At 36.3% G+C, this 1,835-nt stretch carries 1 protein-coding gene; it reads left to right on the plus strand.

Going from position 1 to position 1,835, the window contains the following annotated elements:
- The first annotated feature begins 130 nt into the window (after positions 1–130).
- Complete coding sequence (putP, locus tag H5072_RS18365) at positions 131–1,609, plus strand: sodium/proline symporter PutP (protein ID WP_149602304.1); 1,479 nt, start codon at positions 131–133, stop codon at positions 1,607–1,609.
- Positions 1,610–1,835 lie beyond the last annotated feature (226 nt).

Below are 1,835 nucleotides of genomic sequence, written 5' to 3' on the forward strand. Positions count from 1 at the left end.
TGGAGATTTTATTATCAAGCATGATATAGTCAGCGAGAATGGTTTTTACCCCAATAGTGTCTTAACTATAAAATTTTAAGAGTCATTATTTGGATTAAAGCCTATTATTAATAATTATGCGGAGGCTAATTTGGAAACAGGAATGATTATTTCACTAGCATTATATTTTATTGTAATGTTAGGTATCGGACTATATGCATATAAGCAATCTACTGACGATGTATCTGGTTACATGTTAGGTGGACGAAATCTATCTCCAAGTGTAGCTGCACTGTCTGCAGGTGCATCTGATATGAGTGGCTGGATTTTAATGGGCCTACCTGGTGCGATGTTTGTTACTGGTTTTAGTAGTACATGGATAGCAATTGGCTTGGTGATTGGTGCTTGGTTAAATTATCTGTTAGTTGCACCGAGATTACGTGTTTACACTGAAAAAGCAAATGACTCTATAACCATCCCAGACTACTTTTCAAATCGCTTCAATGATAAATCCAACCTATTACGTGTTGTATCAGCTGTGGTAATTATTGTTTTCTTTACTCTTTATACTTCATCTGGTGTTGTCGCTGGTGGTAAATTGTTTGAAAGCTCATTTGGTTTAACTTATGAAATGGGTTTATACATTACAACGGGCGTAGTTGTTTTATATACCTTGTTTGGTGGTTTTTTAGCTGTAAGCTTAACTGACTTTGTGCAAGGTTGTATTATGTTCATTGCACTTATTCTAGTACCAACGGTTGCATACTCTTTGCTTGAACAACCTTTAGAATCAACTTTACATAGCGTAAATCCAGATATGCTTAACTGGATTGGTGCAGGTTCTGCATTAGGTATTATTTCTGCAATGGCTTGGGGTTTAGGTTATTTTGGCCAACCACATATCATTGTTCGTTTTATGTCGGTACGTAGTGTTAAAGATATGCCTAAAGCACGCCGTATTGGTATGACATGGATGATTGTTGCTGCCATTGGTGCTGTTGGTACTGGTATATTTGGTGCAGCTTATACTTATGAGAACAACATTGTAGTTGAAGACCCTGAAACAATTTTCTTAATTCTTTCTGAGTTGCTGTTCCACCCACTTATTGCTGGCTTTTTACTTGCTGCAATTTTGGCTGCGATTATGAGTACTATCTCATCTCAATTATTGGTTAGTTCAAGTTCATTAACAGAAGATTTCTATAAAACATTCTTACGTAAAGATGCCAGTGATAAAGAGCTAGTTGCTGTTGGCCGTATTAGTGTTGCCGTAGTTGCTATGTTCGCTATTTATTTAGCTTACGACAGAGATAGCTCTATTTTAGACCTAGTAAGTAATGCGTGGGCTGGCTTTGGTGCTGCGTTTGGACCTCTTGTATTGTTTAGCCTTTATTGGAAACGCATGAACTTTGCTGGTGCGTTAGCTGGTATGTTAGTAGGCGCATTTACTGTGCTAATTTGGATATATGGACCATTTACTATCAATGGTGAAAGCTTAAGTAGCTTTATGTACGAAATAGTACCGGGCTTTATTTTAGCGAGTATTGCAATTGTTGTTGTTAGCTTAGTAACAAAAGAGCCTGAGCAAAACATCACTGCTTTATTTGATGAAGTAGAAAAAGAGCTTTAATTAGCAATTACTATTTATTTTAAAATGAGTAGTAATTAATACCAATCCGCAATAATACTTAATCATTTTGCGGGGCTAAACGTGTTGCTACCGGCGTTAAAAAATTCTCATTTAGAACAACTAAATATCGAATTTTTGCCTAGCTATCAACACGTTTTTCCACCCTCAAAGAGATCATTTAATTAAGCGAATTGGTATAATAAAAAAGGGAGCAACTTAGTTGCTC

The sequence above is a fragment of the Pseudoalteromonas sp. SR45-5 genome (assembly GCF_014163565.1).
Lineage (GTDB): Bacteria > Pseudomonadota > Gammaproteobacteria > Enterobacterales > Alteromonadaceae > Pseudoalteromonas > Pseudoalteromonas distincta.